The organism is Mycobacterium sp. (genome assembly GCF_050701675.1).
Lineage (GTDB): Bacteria > Actinomycetota > Actinomycetes > Mycobacteriales > Mycobacteriaceae > Mycobacterium.
Genome location: NZ_JBOGDD010000067.1, coordinates 1 through 12,991, shown reverse-complemented (window position 1 = coordinate 12,991; position 12,991 = coordinate 1). Strand labels below are relative to the sequence as shown.

At 67.6% G+C, this 12,991-nt stretch carries 15 protein-coding genes and 1 pseudogene; 6 read left to right on the top strand and 10 right to left on the bottom strand.

Annotated elements, in window-relative coordinates; all coding sequences use genetic code 11:
- On the top strand, positions 1–598 hold a 598-nt coding region (locus ACRDUX_RS02035), incomplete at its 5' end, for a cytochrome P450 (protein WP_526410513.1).
- Between the two features lie 20 nt (positions 599–618).
- Here the strand turns inward: ACRDUX_RS02035 and ACRDUX_RS02030 are convergent.
- Positions 619–1,569 (bottom strand): TIGR03564 family F420-dependent LLM class oxidoreductase, encoded by a 951-nt coding sequence (locus tag ACRDUX_RS02030; protein ID WP_526410511.1) that lies wholly within the window; start codon positions 1,567–1,569, stop codon positions 619–621.
- 83 nt (positions 1,570–1,652) lie between these two features.
- Between ACRDUX_RS02030 and ACRDUX_RS02025 the strand changes: the two genes are divergently transcribed.
- Complete coding sequence (locus ACRDUX_RS02025) at positions 1,653–2,282, top strand: TetR/AcrR family transcriptional regulator (protein ID WP_526410509.1); 630 nt, start codon at positions 1,653–1,655, stop codon at positions 2,280–2,282.
- Here ACRDUX_RS02025 and ACRDUX_RS02020 read toward each other — a convergent pair.
- Entirely contained in the window at positions 2,279–2,779 is a 501-nt protein-coding gene (locus tag ACRDUX_RS02020; RefSeq protein ID WP_526410508.1) for a homocitrate synthase, read from the bottom strand. The two genes, ACRDUX_RS02025 and ACRDUX_RS02020, sit on opposite strands and share 4 nt — an antisense overlap.
- Before the next feature lie 217 nt (positions 2,780–2,996).
- Here ACRDUX_RS02020 and ACRDUX_RS02015 point away from each other — a divergent pair, with 217 nt between their 5' ends.
- On the top strand, positions 2,997–3,743 hold the full coding sequence (locus tag ACRDUX_RS02015) for a sulfite exporter TauE/SafE family protein (protein WP_526410515.1): 747 nt from the start codon (positions 2,997–2,999) through the stop codon (positions 3,741–3,743).
- Positions 3,744–3,746: 3 nt separating this feature from the next.
- Here ACRDUX_RS02015 and ACRDUX_RS02010 read toward each other — a convergent pair whose 3' ends face one another.
- From ACRDUX_RS02010 to ACRDUX_RS01995, 4 genes are all read right to left on the bottom strand, one after another.
- A complete protein-coding gene (locus ACRDUX_RS02010) occupies positions 3,747–4,802 on the bottom strand; it encodes a phosphotransferase family protein (RefSeq protein ID WP_526410506.1) in 1,056 nt (351 codons plus the stop codon).
- Positions 4,803–4,863: 61 nt separating this feature from the next.
- Entirely contained in the window at positions 4,864–5,685 is an 822-nt protein-coding gene (locus ACRDUX_RS02005; protein WP_526410504.1) for an SDR family NAD(P)-dependent oxidoreductase, read from the bottom strand.
- Positions 5,682–6,098 (bottom strand): nuclear transport factor 2 family protein, encoded by a 417-nt coding sequence (locus ACRDUX_RS02000; RefSeq protein WP_526410502.1) that lies wholly within the window; start codon positions 6,096–6,098, stop codon positions 5,682–5,684. Before ACRDUX_RS02000 ends, ACRDUX_RS02005 begins: the two co-directional genes overlap by 4 nt.
- A complete protein-coding gene (locus ACRDUX_RS01995) occupies positions 6,095–6,229 on the bottom strand; it encodes a hypothetical protein (RefSeq protein ID WP_526410517.1) in 135 nt (44 codons plus the stop codon). The genes ACRDUX_RS02000 and ACRDUX_RS01995 overlap by 4 nt, the downstream gene beginning before the upstream one ends.
- Positions 6,230–6,321: 92 nt before the next feature.
- On the opposite strand from ACRDUX_RS01995, the gene ACRDUX_RS01990 reads away from it, so the two are divergent.
- Positions 6,322–7,218, top strand: a complete 897-nt coding sequence (locus ACRDUX_RS01990) for an IclR family transcriptional regulator (protein ID WP_526410501.1) — start codon at positions 6,322–6,324, stop codon at positions 7,216–7,218.
- Here the strand turns inward: ACRDUX_RS01990 and ACRDUX_RS01985 are convergent.
- Together ACRDUX_RS01985 and ACRDUX_RS01980 are read right to left on the bottom strand one after the other, a co-directional pair.
- A complete protein-coding gene (locus ACRDUX_RS01985; RefSeq protein ID WP_526410499.1) occupies positions 7,215–7,901 on the bottom strand; it encodes a cutinase family protein in 687 nt (228 codons plus the stop codon). The genes ACRDUX_RS01990 and ACRDUX_RS01985 overlap by 4 nt on opposite strands.
- A gap of 150 nt (positions 7,902–8,051) precedes the next feature.
- On the bottom strand, positions 8,052–8,870 hold the full coding sequence (locus ACRDUX_RS01980) for a methyltransferase domain-containing protein (RefSeq protein WP_526410497.1): 819 nt from the start codon (positions 8,868–8,870) through the stop codon (positions 8,052–8,054).
- A 135-nt stretch (positions 8,871–9,005) separates the two neighbouring features.
- Between ACRDUX_RS01980 and ACRDUX_RS01975 the strand changes: the two genes are divergently transcribed.
- Positions 9,006–9,680 (top strand): winged helix-turn-helix transcriptional regulator, encoded by a 675-nt coding sequence (locus tag ACRDUX_RS01975; RefSeq protein ID WP_526410495.1) that lies wholly within the window; start codon positions 9,006–9,008, stop codon positions 9,678–9,680.
- Positions 9,681–9,684: 4 nt separating this feature from the next.
- Here the strand turns inward: ACRDUX_RS01975 and poxB are convergent, their stop codons facing one another.
- Both poxB and ACRDUX_RS01965 read right to left on the bottom strand, forming a co-directional pair.
- The gene (gene poxB, locus ACRDUX_RS01970; protein ID WP_526410493.1) at positions 9,685–11,421 is read right to left on the bottom strand and encodes a ubiquinone-dependent pyruvate dehydrogenase; all 1,737 of its coding nucleotides are present in this window, start codon (positions 11,419–11,421) and stop codon (positions 9,685–9,687) included.
- A 68-nt stretch (positions 11,422–11,489) separates the two neighbouring features.
- Positions 11,490–12,257 (bottom strand): SDR family NAD(P)-dependent oxidoreductase, encoded by a 768-nt coding sequence (locus ACRDUX_RS01965; RefSeq protein ID WP_526410491.1) that lies wholly within the window; start codon positions 12,255–12,257, stop codon positions 11,490–11,492.
- A 113-nt stretch (positions 12,258–12,370) separates the two neighbouring features.
- Between ACRDUX_RS01965 and ACRDUX_RS01960 the strand changes: the two are divergent.
- A pseudogene (locus tag ACRDUX_RS01960) lies at positions 12,371–12,991 on the top strand (molybdopterin-dependent oxidoreductase); the annotation flags it as partial.

The following is a 12,991-nucleotide window of genomic DNA, read 5'->3' as shown; positions in this document are numbered from 1 at the left end:
CCACATGATCTTCCTGATGATGGCCGCGCACGACACCTCGACCTCGACGGCCACCACCATGGCCTACTACCTGGCCGAGAATCCCGAGTGGCAGGACCGCTGCCGCGACGAGTCCGACCGCCTTGGCGACGGGCCGGTGGACATCGAGTCGTTGGAGAAGCTCGAATCACTCGACCTCGTCATGAACGAGTCGATCCGGTTGGTCACGCCCGTTCAGTGGGCCATGCGGCGGGCGGTGCGTGACACGGATCTGCTCGGCTACCACATTCCCGCGGGCACCAACGTCATCGCGTATCCCGGCCTGAACCACCGGCTGCCGGAGTTCTGGACCGACCCGATGAAGTTCGATCCGGACCGGTTCGCCGAACCGCGCAGCGAGCACAAGAAGCATCGCTACGCCTTCTCGCCCTTCGGCGGCGGCTCGCACAAGTGCATCGGCATGACGTTCGGCCAACTCGAGGTGAAGACGATCATGCACCGACTGCTGCGCAAGTACCGGCTGGAACCGGCGCGCCCCGGATACCAGGAGACGTGGGACTACGGCGGCATGCCGGTGCCGATGGACGGTCTGCCGATCATCCTGCGCCCGTTGCGCTGACCGAACGGGCCGAGAAGGCCTCAGGCAGATCGCAATACCGCATCGGTGGACAGCGACTGCATCAGGGCCACCGTCCGTGACCGGATCGCTGCGTCGCCGTGCGGGGAGGCGACGAACTCGGTCGCCCCGATGTCGGCGAACCGGCGGAGTCGGGAGACGACGTGTTCCTCGTCGCCGATCAGGCAGACGTCGGCGATGGTGTCCACGCCCTCGGCTTCGAGGATGGCCCGGTAGGCGGGGAACTCCCCCGCCTGCCCCATCTCATCGAGGACGGTCGCCCTGGCCGACTCGGTGTCGTCGGTGACCATCACCGGCACACCCACCACGATCTGCGGCGTGGGACGCCCGAAGTCGTTGGCGGCCTTGCTGATACGCGGGACGATGCGCTCCTCCAAGACCCTCGGGCCGGTCCACGTGGCCACCGTGCCGTCGGTGAGTTCGCCGGCGAGGTCGAGCATTCGGGGTCCTAGCGCGGCGATCACCAGCGGCGGCGCAGGCGCCGTCGGCAGATCGACCTGGCCGACCGCGGTGATCCGCGGTCCGTGGTGCTCGACGGGCTCACCGGCGAGCGCAGGTCCCAGGACCTCGAGATACTCCCGCAGATAGGCCGCAGGGGCGTCATAGGAGTAACCGAACATGTCCGTGACCATGAAGCGGTGACCGACGCCGATGCCCAGGGTGAGCCTGCCGCCGACCACCGCCGACACGGTGAGCGCCTGTCGCGCCAGCGTCAGCGGATGCTGGGTGTGGGCCACGACCACGCCGCTGGCGAGTTCGATGTCAGGCGTCTGCGCGCCTGCGATGCCGAGCACCGTGAGCGTGTCCCAGCTCGCGGTACCTGGAGCCGGTGGCAGCTGGGGTACCCACGCCCGCCGAAAACCCGCCGCCGCTGCGGACTCGATCTGGGACAGCAGGCCCCCGACGCCGGCTGGGTCGTCGGCCGCCGGGAACGCCATCACGGTGATCTCCATGTCGTGACCCTTCGTCTAGAATACGGAGACGTTCTCCGCTTCATATATGGAGATAGTCTCCGCTTATTGGGAGGTGGGTGTCAATGGCTGATCAAGCAATGGCCGATCAAGGACGAGGGCCCGTGCCGAGAGACCGCACCTCATCGCGTCCGCTGCGGGCCGACGCCGAACGCAACCGCAGGCAATTGGTCGAGGCCGCCCGCTCGGCGTTCACCAAGCACGGGGTCAGCGCATCACTCGACGACGTCGCGCGGGCTGCTGGCGTCGGGCCCGGCACGCTCTATCGGCACTTCCCCACCAGGGACCTGCTGGTCGTGGCCGTCATCGACGACGGCCTACTTGGCATCCGCGACTTGGCGCTCACGATGCTGAACGACGCCGATCCCGTCCGCGCGCTGCATGCCTGGCTCAGCGCATACATCGAACAGGGCAACGTCTTCAAGGGCCTGGCCGAGACGTTGGTCCGCCCGTCCGAGGCAGGCGAGAACAGCGCGTGTCGCGCTGCGCGGGACGCGGGAACCGCGCTGTTGGAGCGCGCGGTCCACCACGGTGACCTTCGTGACGACACCCGACCGCAGGACGTGCTCGACATGGCCGCGGCGATCGCATGGATCGGTGAGCAACCCGACCGCGATCCCGCTCAGCGCGATCGCCTGCTCGAGCTGCTCGTCGACGGATTGCGTTGCCCGCCGGTAGCGCAGTCCGCAGGCTAGTCCCCCTGGTGCAGGCGGTTCGCGCACGCGATCATCGCCCGCAGCGCCGACTGCGTTGGATCGTCCGACCAGCCCATCGCCCACTCGTCGCGGGTGCCGTCCGTGCCGCGGATGAACGTCGCGGTGTCTCCGTTCGCATGGAATTGGTGGAACTTCAGCATCTCGACGGAGATGCCGCGGGCGTGGAGCATCGCGGTGAGCGCGGCGATGGGTCCGGTGGCCGCGGCGGTGCAGGTGCCGATGCGGTCACCGACCGCGATGGTGGCCTGATAGTTGCGGGCCTGAGGGCCGAGCCGCCCTGCTGGCCGCTCGGGGTCCGCGCATTGCCATTGGCCGAGCCGAAGTGGACCCGACGACGGGGTGTACTTCGCGTGGAACGCATCGGTGGACATCGAATCGGCTTCAGCGCGTAGCTCCCGCGGCAGCGGTGAGCCGAATTGGGCCGCGAACGAGGGGGCCGCGCCGATGGCGGATTGCGTCGAAGTAGTGGAAGTCATGTGCCGGTCTTCTCTTGTCAGAGGAATCGACCGACGGTGTAGCAACGACCCACAGCGAGGGGTCGGTCTGAATCAGACCCCGCTGTGGGTTGCTACTACGAGTCGCTTCGGCACGAAGGCGATGCTAGACGTCCCGCGGCAGCGGACGCAACCACGCTCGGTCGTGGCATCTCCACTAGGGTTCATCGCCGATGGCGCCGTGGTGTTGGTGGAAAGCGTGAACTGGTTGGACGCGGCACTTCTCTTCGTCGCCGGCATCGTTGGTGGCCTGGCAGGCAGTATCGCCGGGCTGGCGTCGGTGTCCACCTATCCGGCTCTTCTTCTCGTCGGGCTGCCGCCGGTGGCAGCGAACGTGACCAACACCGTCGCGCTGGTCTTCAACGGGATCGGATCCATCTCGGGGTCGCTACCGGAGTTGCGCGGCCAGCGCACAGCGCTGACGCGATTGATCCCGGTTGCGGTGGTCGGCGGCGCGGCGGGCGCCACGCTGCTGTTGTCCATCCCCTCGGAGGGCTTCGAGAACGTCGTGCCGGTGCTGCTCGCCGCGTCGGCCGTGCTGATCGCGCTGCCTCAACGCGACCGCCGGGACGGCGCCCATCGCCACCGACCGGTGTTGGAGGGTGTGGCCATCCTGGTGATCTGCGTGTACGGCGGGTTCTTCGGCGCCGCGGCAGGCGTGCTGATGCTCGCCCTCTTCCTACGCACGGGCAGCGAATCCCTCCCCCACGCCAACGCCACCAAGAACGTGGTGCTCGGAATCGCGAACACCGTTGCGGCAGTGATCTTCGTCGTGTTCGCCCCCATCGACTGGCTGGCGTTGGTGCCGCTCGGCCTCGGGTGCCTGGTCGGCTCGCGGCTGGGACCGATCATCGTCAGGCGCGCCCCGGCAACACCGTTGCGACTGATGATCGCCGTCGCGGGCATGGCGCTCGCGGTGAAACTCGGCTTCGACACCTATCGCTGACGGTCACACGAACGGATTGTCGCCCGTGGTCACCCGGGTGCCCAACTCGATCAGCGACGCCGCCGAATCGTGCAGCCGCTCCCCGGCTTCCCTGCTGGCCTGTCCGGCCAGATAGCGGGACCAGGTCCCCTCGATGACGATGCCCAACTTGAAACAGGCCAGGGCCACGTACCAATCGAGCCGCGACGTGCTGCGTCCACCCGCCGCCGCATAGGCGTCGAGCAGTTCGCGTCGACTCGCGAGGCCGCCGAGCTGGGCGAGTGCCGCGCCCGCGTCGATGGTGTTGGGTTCGGCCGGCCAGCACACCATCATCCAGCCGAGGTCGAGAAGCGGATCCCCGACCGTGCACATCTCCCAATCGATGAAGGCCGCGAGCTCGGGGCGATCACGACGCAGCAGGACGTTGTTGAGGTGGCAGTCGCCGTGCATGATTCCCGGCTGGCCGTCGGGAGGGCGGTTGGCCTCCAGCCACCCGGCCAGCTCGTTCACTGCGGGCAGCGACCCTGGGTCGTACGCGTCGTGGCGGTAACTCCCAAGCAGGCCGAGGAACTGCGGAACCTGGCGGGCCAGAAAGGATCCCGGCCGCCGGATCGCCGCCAGCGGGCTGCCCGCCCACTCAACCTTGCCCAGCTGCGCCAAGCTGGCCGCGTAGGACGGGCCGACGTCGTGCCGCATGATCGGATCGTCGACGTAGGCCTGCGCCATCTCGTTGCCCGGATTGAAGCCGTCGACCTCCTCCATGAGATAGAACACCACGCCGAGTACGTCGAGGTCCTCACAGCCCCTGATGAATCCGGGATGTGGCACTGGGGTACCCGCCAGCGTCTTCAAGACCGCGATCTCGCGGAGCATCGTCTTATCGCTCGTCGGACGGGGGTGTTGAGGCGGGCGGCGCAACACCATCGGGCGATCGTCGATGCGCAACCGCACCACGATGTTCTGGCTGCCGCCCGTCAGCGGCTCGACGTCGGTCACCTCCGACCCAAGGCCAGCGGCCCGCACCCAGCCCTGCAGCGCCGTCTGGTCTTCGTCGGTCAGGGTCGGGGCGTCATCGGGCATGGCTGACATCGTCGCGCCAAGGCCGTCCGGTCGCGGGCGATATTGCCGAAGTCGTTGCCGTTCAGCTACTTCCATGTCCCATCGATGCGGCGCTGGCGGCGATCATCAGCTGCACGGCATCGTTGCGCGGCAGCGAGGTCAACATCTGCATGCCGGCCCGCATGGCCTCACCGACCAGGTGCGTGGGTCCGTTGCTCAGGTTCTCGAACGCCGCTGCCACGACTTCCTCAACGGTCGCGGCGTCCGCTGGCGGCTCGTCCTCCGTGGCCGTCGTTCCCATCTCCCGCTCCAACCGTCGCAGGGCAGGGGTGTCCGTCTTGCCGAGAATGAGCCCGAGCACGTCGACTCCCTCGTCGTGGAGCTCACCCCACAAGGCTTCGGCGAAGACCATGTCGAATGCCTTCGTCGCGCCATACGCGACCATGTTCGGCGCGCCGACGAATCCAGCGCCGGAACCGATGACGACGATGCCACCGCTGCCGCGCTCGACCATCGCAGGAGCGAAGTGGTGACTCAACTGCACGGGGACGGTGCAGTTCCGTTGAATCATGGCCTCGGCGGTCGACACCGGGTTGGCCAGAAACGGCTGGAAGTTCGGGTCCGCGCCCGCGCAGTAGACCAGGAACCCCACGTCGAGGTCCACGGTGGCGTCGGCGACCACCTTGCTTGCGCCGGACTGCGCGAGATCGACTGCCACAGTTCGAGTTTGAATACCGGTCCTGGTTTCGATCCCCGCAGCGACCTCGTCGAGCACGGCTTGCCGTCGGGCCAGCAGCACGACGTTGACGCCGCGCTCGGCCAGACCCTCGGCGAACGCGGCACCGACCCCGTCGGAGGCGCCCGCGACGACCGCCCACGGTCCGTACTTCTCGGCAAAGCTCACGAGCCGTCTCCTACCGCGCTGACGCGCACCGGGGTGAAGCGACGGCGGGCGATTCGCCAGCCGCCGTCGGTCCTGACGATCTCGTCGTCGTAGAAGCCGATCGCGTTAACGCCGGAGCCGGCCTCGCCGAACATGATGAGGCCGTCGACGTAGGTGCGCGACGCGGCCCGGTCGCCGTCGACCGTGATGACCTGGTTGGTCAGTCGGTGCATGGTGTGGCCCGCCATCGCGTGCGAGGTCTCCATGAACTCGGTGACGGCGTCGACACCGTGCCATGTGCCGATCTCGCCGTAGTCCAATTCGCAGTCGTCGGTGAAGGCGGTGCGGAACAGCGGCCAGTCCCGACGGTCGATACCGGTGGCGTAACGCAGGAGCACCTCCGAGATGTCCTGGCGATCTTCGCGTTCGGTCACGTCAGGTCTCCTGCATTCCCCGGGTGGACCACGATCCGCGGCGGCCCCTCGGACTTGCGGGCCCGGTCGAGCGCGTCGGGAACGCCGTCGAGGGTGACGATCTGTCCGACGCTGGGCAGCGGATCCAGCATCCAGACCGTCCTTCGGCTCGTGTTTCATCCGCCTTGTATTTATCGAATAATCGAGAAATACTTTCGACATATCGACTTGCTCGCCCGACGGTATGCCGACTGAAAGCTGGGAGTCAAGCATTAGAGGTTCGACGTCAGCGCCAACGGAACGCGTACTGGCCATCGTGGAGCTGCTCGCAAGGCCCGGCAACGAGCGGCTCCGGTTCTCCGACGTCGCAAGAGAACTCGACCTGACGCAGGCCACCGTGCACGCGATCCTGAAGACGATGTGGGATCGCGGGTGGGTGACCCGTGATCCCGTCGACAAGACCTTCTCGCTCGGGCCCGCACTGGCCGCGGTGGCCGATCGGGCCGATGCCACGCGTTCGCTGGCGCACGCCGCCCGCGCTGCCGCCATCGAACTATCGGCCGAGCTCGGCTACCCGGCCTCGGTGCTCGAACGGCACGGTGACTCGCTAGTGATCACGGCCTACGAGGGCGCCGAACCCTCTGCGCCGACTGCTCGTCCGGGAGAGCGGATCCCGTATGCCCCGCCGTTTGGCGTCGCCTTCGCGGCGTGGGACACGGCGGATGGCCAACGGGCCTGGATTCAGCGGACGGCGGCCTCCAACGCTGCGCTGGCCGACAATCTCGCTCAGGCGCTCGCCCGGACCCGCGATCGCGGCTACGACGTCGATCTCACCACGCCCGCCCTCGCGCAGACGGCCCAGTTGATGGGGGCTCTCGAACGCGACGGCATACCGGCGCACGTGCGCCAGATCATGGATCAGCTACTGGCCGAGACCATGATCGGGTTCACCGACGAAGAGGCACCCGATCCGCGCCCGATAGCCACGATCGCCGCGCCGGTCTTCGACCACCGCGGCGCCGTGACCCTCATCGTCGCGGTCCATCCGCTCGCCGTTCGGCCGCGCCTGGACGCTCGAAGGGTCGCCGCGGTCGGGCGACGGCTCCTGCGGGTGACGACGGCCATCGGCGCCGCGGGTTAAGCGTTGGAGGGAACTGGGCCGCTCTTGATGCGATCGGCGGCGAAACTCGCTGCCTGGCTGGTCAATCCGGACTCGACGTAGAGGCTGTGCGCGGGGCGATCGTCGCCGGAGGAGCACACCGGATCGGCTCCGTTGCAGAGGTCGATGGTCTTGGCGCCGTACAAGGGGCTCAACGCGGTCAGCGAACCACCGAAGCGATTCAATGGATTGCCGAACACGGCCACGGCGGCAACGTGATTCGCCACCTCGGCGGGCATCGGCTGGCCCAGGCCGAACAGCGCGCTCGGGTCCCCGGTGATTCCGTCGATCACGGCCGCGCCCTGCGAGTAGCCACCGAGCACGATCTTGGTACCCGGGCAGGCCGCCGCCGTGGCCTGGACGTGGGCGCTGGCGTCGTTGGCGCCCGCCGTGGCCTGCATGAAGTCATACGATGCGGGGTAGTTCACTGCGTACACACCGACGGTCTTGCCCTTGACGTCGCCCTTGAGCGCGTCGACGAACGCCTGGCCCTCACGGCCGACACCCGCGGGTTCGGCGGTGCCACGGGCGAATACGACCTCTACGTCGGAACATCCGGACGCAGCGGATGCGGTGGGCGCGCCGAGGCCAATGAGACCGGCTGCGATCAGCCCGCCGGTGGCCATGCCCGCCAGTAGAGCATTGGTCTTCAACTGAACGGACATGGGGTGGGCTCCTCGATCGTCTTCTGGGTAGTTACCTAGACGAACTCCGCAAACCTGGATTCAATTCCACCCCGCCGAAAGACGTCGGCAAATGTGGGCCAACTCGCAGACAGAGGCTCATCCCGGATCGCCCGCCCAGTGGCGAACCGGTCAGCGCTTCGTCGCGACCACCAGGAGGTACTCCCAGTCCATGGTCAGCGACCCGGCCAGCGCCTCGTCGCCGAGGCGGGCGATGTCGGCGTCGAGGGCCGCCACCCGCTGGGAGTCATCGCCGAGGCCGCGGTACGCCGCAATCGTCGGGCCGTAGTTGGCCTTGAAGTAGTCACGGAACTGTTCACCGTCGGCGAAGCGGTCGACGGGCAGGCCCCGCCGCTCGGTCACCACGTCGCAGACCCGGTCTCCAAGAAGGCCCCGGACGTGGTCCTCGCTCCCCCACAACGGCGGCGCCGACACGCCGGCGGGCGCGGGCGCCACGTACGGCTTCATGGTGGCGAACAGCTTGCCGATGAATCCTTCGGGCGTCCAGCTGAGCACGCCGATCGTCCCGCCGGGTCGACACACCCGGACCAGCTCGTCGGCGGCCTGCCGATGGTGCGGCGCGAACATCACCCCGATGCACGACATCACGGCGTCGAACTCGCCGTCCTCGAAGGGCAGTGCCTCCGCGTTGGCCTCGCGCCATTCCAGCGCGATCCCCCGCTGCGTGGCGCTCGCGCGACCCTGCTCCAGCAGCCGGGGACACAGGTCGGTCGCGACGACCGCGGCCCCTGCGGCCGCTGCGACGATCGCGGCGTTACCGGTTCCCGCAGCCACGTCGAGAACGCGGTGACCGTCGCCGACACCCGTGGCCGCGACCAGAGTCGGTCCCAACGGCGCCACCAGTTCGTCGGCGATGGTCCGGTAGTCACCCAGCGCCCACAGCGCCCGGTGCTTGGATTCGAGTTCGCGGTCTTGCACGACGGCGGTCATCACTGCTCCTTCGAGGTTGGTGCCGCCATCGTCGCGCCGAACGATGTCGGCGATCTAGTTACAGATCTGTACCGGCACTGGTTCTATGTCTGTACTGGGCTTCTTTGTCCGTGCGGGACGGCTGGAGGTGACGACGTGTCCGGATACGGCCAGTTCTGTCCCATGTCGAAGGCCATGGAACTGCTCGACGAGCGATGGACGCTTCTCGTCGTGCGCGAGTTGCTCCTTGGCAGTCGGCATTTCAACGATCTTCGCCGCGGCGTCCCGAAGATGTCGCCCGCGCTGTTGTCCAAACGACTCAAGGCGCTGACGCGCGCCGGCGTGGTGGAACGGTCGGAGATCGACGGCCGCACCGCCTATTCACTGACCCAGTGCGGGCAGGAACTCAGCGAGGTGGTCGACGCCCTCGGCCGGTGGGGCATCCGCTGGATAGGTGAGCTGGGCGAGGCCGACCTCGACCCGCACCTGCTGATGTGGGACATCCGTCGGACCGTTCCGATCGACGAGTGGCCGCGTTCACGCACCACCGTCGCCTTTCATCTCACCGGGGTGGCCGCCAGGGCGTCGCGGTGGTGGCTGGTGATGGCCGACGGGCGGGCCGACGTCTGCGACTTCGATCCCGGGTACGAGGTGGCGGGCACGGTGGAGGCCAGCTTGTTGACGCTCACCCGGATCTGGCGCGGCGACGTCGACTGGTCCCATGCGCTGCTCGATGGAAGCGTTGCGGTGTCCGGTCCGTCCGACGTGAGACGCGCGATCCCGTCGTGGATCGGACAGGGAGCGAAGGCCGCGGTGCCTCGCCCTGCGTGAAACGTCAGTCCAGAAGCCGGCGCGCCACGTTGGTGGTGACCAAGTCGAGCAACTCATCGGCGCGTCCCGCCATGATGGTCCGGATCGCGTACAGCGAGAAGCCCTTCGCCTGTTCGGCACTGATGGCGGGCGGGATCGACAGCTCCTGCCGGGCCGTGACCACGTCCACGACGGCAGGTCCGTCGTGAGCGAACGCGTCCGTCAACGCCTGCTCCAGGTCACCGGGGTGCTCGACGCGACGCCCGAACGCCCCCATCGCCCGCCCGACCGCCGCGAAGTCGGGGTTGACGAGTTCGGTGCCGAAGTTGACGATGCCCGCCGCCTTCATCTCCAACTCGACGAAGTTCAGCGACGAGTTGTTGAAGACGATCACCTTCACCGGCAGCTTGTTCTGCAGCAGCGTGATCAGCTCACCGAACATCATGGTCAACCCGCCGTCGCCGGCGAACGCGACCACCTGCCTGCCAGGAAAGGCCGTCTGCGCACCGATCGCGTGAGGTAGCGCACACGCCATGGTGCCGTGATTGAACGAGCCGACGAGCCGTCGCCTGCCGTTCATGTGCAGGTATCTGGCGGCCCACACGACAGGCGATCCGACGTCGACGGTGAACACGGCATCGTCGGCGGCAAGCCGATTGGCAAGTCCCGCAACGTATTCAGGACGGATCGGACTCTTATCGCGGTCGTTTACCGCCAGCCCGTCCATGTTCTTGCGCGTCTTGGCGTAGTGACGCAGCGAGCGGTCGAGGTGCTCGCGGGACGGCTTCTGGACGAGCAACGGCGCGAGCGCCTCCAGCGTGTCCGCGACCGTGCCGACGAGGCCGAGGTCGATCGGTGTGCGGCGGCCCAGGTTTCTTCCTCGGAGGTCGACCTGCACGATGCGGGCGTTGTCCGGATAGAACTGCTGGTACGGAAAGTCGGTGCCCAGCATCAGCAGGGTGTCCGCTTCCTTGATGGCCTTATAGCCCGACGCGAACCCGAGCAGGCCCGTCATGCCGACGTCGAACGGGTTGTCGTACTCGATGAACTCCTTGCCACGCAGCGCATGCACGACCGGTGCGTTCAGGGTGCCCGCCAGGCGGATCAGCGCGTCGTGTGCACCGGCCACCCCGGCGCCACCGAGGATGGTGACCCGCTCGCCCGCGTTGAGGATCTCCGCCGCCCGGCGCAGACCCTCGTCGTCCGGTCGCACCACCGATCGGGTGGGCAGGATCGGCTTGGTGAGCCAGCCCGACTCCGCGGCCTGCGCCAGGAAGACCTCGCCGGGAACGACGACCACCGCGACGCCGTTCTCCTCGATCGCCGCGCGCATCGCCATCTCCAGGATGCGTGGAGCCATCTCGGGAGTGCTGATCAGCTCGCAGTAGACGCTGCATTCGGTGAAGAGGTCCTGCGGGTGGGTTTCCTGGAAGTAGTCCGAACCGATCTCGCTGCGCGGGATGTGCGCGGCGAAGGCCAGCACCGGGACCTTGCTCCGTTGCGCGTCGAACAGCCCGTTGATCAGATGCAGGTTTCCCGGTCCGCAGCTTCCGGCGCAGACGGCCAGCTGGCCGGTGAGTGCTGCCTCGGCGGCCGCGGCGAACGCCGCCGTCTCTTCGTGCCGGACGTGCTGCCAGCTGATCTCCTTCGAGCGACGGATCGCGTCGGTGAAACCGTTGAGGCTGTCCCCGGGCAACCCGTAGACGCGTTGGACACCGCTTCGCGCCAAGGCGGTGATCATCTGAGTCGCGATGGTCGCCATCGGATCCCTCCCCTGCGATTTCGGCGCGGAAAGCCGCGTCGAGCGCGGTTTTCCGCGCCGAAATCACCTTACTTGGGGGCGAAGCGCTGTCCCGCGTCAAGACGAATGCACTGCCCGTTGAGCATCGGGTTGTCCACGATCGCCAGCGCCAACTTGGCGTACTCCTCCGGCTTGCCGAGCCGCTTGGGGAATGCCGCATCCTTGGTCAGCGCGCTGGCGAACTCGTCGGGAATGCCCTTGGTGAGGCCGGTGGCGAAGAGGCTCGGCGCGATCGCGAGCACGCGGATGCCCAGGCTGCCCAGATCGCGGGCCATCGTCAGGCACATGCCAGCGATGCCTGCCTTGGACGCGGTGTAGGCCACCTGCCCGATTTGGCCCTCGAACGCCGCGATCGAGGCCGTGTTGATGATGACGCCGCGCTCCTCGGCCTCATCATCCACCGGATCGTTCTTGCTCATGTGGAACGCCGCCAGCCTGCTGATGTTGAAGCTGCCGACGAGGTTGAGGTCGATGGTGGCCCGGAAGGAGTCCAGGCTGTGCGGGCCGTCCTTCTTGATGGTGCGTTCGCCGATGCCGCCGCCCGCGGTGGTCACGATGACGTGGAGTCCGCCGAGACCGTCGATCGCCTGCTGCAGCACCTCCTCGGTGCCTGCGAAGTCAGTCACGTCGACCTCGTGGAAGGCCGCCCCGATCCCGGCGGCGACGTCCTTGCCGTCGGACTGCGGCCGATCGAGGATCGCCACGTTCGCTCCGCGCGCCGCGAGTGATTCGGCAGTGGCCCGCCCGAAACCCGACGCACCGCCGACGATGATCGCCTTCTTGCCCGAGATCTCCATCTAGTTCCCTTTCCGCTGAGGTACTTTTCACATTGAGGTCAGAATGTAAAGCAACCTAGCCGACGTCACTTTCCGGTAAGCCTTTCGGGTCGACATCTCGGTACCGTGGTCGCATGGCCCAAACGGCTGATCACCCGCCCTTTGTGGGCAAAGAGGCTCCGCCCCGCCCGAGCGGACTGGTCGGCGTCGCCGCCGCGGCAGTCGCCCTCGGTGTGGCCCAACTGACGGCGGTCGCCTTCGGGCCGCAGGCCGACTCGAGAACCGCCATCGGCTCTACCGTCATCGATCTCACGCCCGGCCCGGTCAAGGAATGGGCCATCCAGCTGTTCGGCACGTCCGACAAGTTGTTCCTCACTGTCGTGATCCTGGTCGTGATCGGCGTGATAGCCGCGCTCACGGCGCAATACGAGACACGTCGAATACCGTTGGGCAGCATCGCGATCGCGCTGGCGGGCCTCGCCGGATGCGCAGCGGTGCTGAGCCGTTCAGGCGCGTCCGCCGTCGACGTGCTGCCGACGCTCATCGGCACGGTGTGCGGCGTGCTGGTGCTGCGGTTCCTCGTCTCGGGCCGCATCACCGATCCGAAGGCCGCCGAGACTCCGACGAATCAGCAGGCACCCGATCCCGGGCGTCGACTGTCCCTGGTGACGATCGGGTTCATCGGCGCGGGTGTCCTGGCCGGCGTGGCCGGAGTGGTGCTCAACCGGCTCAGCTCCTCGGTGTCGGGTGACCGC

Coding starts and splice junctions, on each gene's coding strand:
- ACRDUX_RS02030 (WP_526410511.1), bottom strand. CDS start 1,569: ATGGAGATCACCGTGATGGCGTTCCCGGCGGCCGACGACCCAGCCGGC.
- ACRDUX_RS02025 (WP_526410509.1), top strand. CDS start 1,653: ATGGCTGATCAAGCAATGGCCGATCAAGGACGAGGGCCCGTGCCGAGA.
- ACRDUX_RS02020 (WP_526410508.1), bottom strand. CDS start 2,779: ATGACTTCCACTACTTCGACGCAATCCGCCATCGGCGCGGCCCCCTCG.
- ACRDUX_RS02010 (WP_526410506.1), bottom strand. CDS start 4,802: ATGCCCGATGACGCCCCGACCCTGACCGACGAAGACCAGACGGCGCTG.
- ACRDUX_RS01995 (WP_526410517.1), bottom strand. CDS start 6,229: ATGCTGGATCCGCTGCCCAGCGTCGGACAGATCGTCACCCTCGACGGC.
- ACRDUX_RS01990 (WP_526410501.1), top strand. CDS start 6,322: ATGCCGACTGAAAGCTGGGAGTCAAGCATTAGAGGTTCGACGTCAGCG.
- ACRDUX_RS01985 (WP_526410499.1), bottom strand. CDS start 7,901: ATGTCCGTTCAGTTGAAGACCAATGCTCTACTGGCGGGCATGGCCACC.
- ACRDUX_RS01980 (WP_526410497.1), bottom strand. CDS start 8,870: ATGACCGCCGTCGTGCAAGACCGCGAACTCGAATCCAAGCACCGGGCG.
- poxB (WP_526410493.1), bottom strand. CDS start 11,421: ATGGCGACCATCGCGACTCAGATGATCACCGCCTTGGCGCGAAGCGGT.
- ACRDUX_RS01965 (WP_526410491.1), bottom strand. CDS start 12,257: ATGGAGATCTCGGGCAAGAAGGCGATCATCGTCGGCGGTGCGTCGGGT.